1 protein-coding gene and 1 pseudogene are annotated in these 601 nt (G+C 35.9%); both read left to right on the top strand.

Annotated features, from left to right (window positions below):
• Positions 1-272, top strand: a pseudogene (locus MOY_RS17800) (CatB-related O-acetyltransferase); the annotation flags it as partial.
• A gap of 143 nt (positions 273-415) precedes the next feature.
• On the top strand, positions 416-601 hold a 186-nt coding region (locus MOY_RS17645; protein WP_009102279.1), incomplete at its 3' end, for a hypothetical protein.

A 601-nucleotide genomic window follows, 5' to 3' on the forward strand; every position in this document is an offset into this window, starting at 1 on the left:
AGTATAAAGAATATATAGAGTTGTCCGAGAGTTTTAATCCTCCTTTGCAAAAAAGAGCTGGAACAATTGGTAATGATGTTTGGATAGGTAGTAATGTAACAATTATGAGAGGTGTTAATGTTGGTCATGGCGCTGTAATTGGTGCTGGTGCTTTAGTGACTAAGGATGTAAAGCCATATGAAATTGTTGGGGGTGTACCATCCAAAACTATAAAGTTCCGTTTCTCTGAGGAAGTGATTGACAGGCTTTTAAAATCAAAGTGGTGGGATTACTCGTTGCCATCACTTTCTGGTCTGGACTTTGCTTCTCCAGAAAAAGCTTTAGATGAAATCGAGAATAGAAAAGAGAAGAATTTGATGAGTCTGGCCAATAGAGATAAGTACCTTTATTTTAATGGGAGGGTTAAGTTGATAAAATGATTAATTTTAAGATTTTTTTTGTTTCTTTGTTTAAGAAAGTGAGTGGCTTTGGTTTTTCAAGTCACGAATTTAAAACAAAATCTAGTTCTTCTGGTTCTGCTTTGCTAGATCTTGGTGAGGGTAGTGTTTTCAATTTTCAGCATAATCCTTTCGCTAAGATTCGCGGAAATGTTACGGGGAAA

Origin of the sequence: Halomonas sp. GFAJ-1 (genome assembly GCF_000236625.2) — a bacterium.
Classification (GTDB): domain Bacteria; phylum Pseudomonadota; class Gammaproteobacteria; order Pseudomonadales; family Halomonadaceae; genus Vreelandella.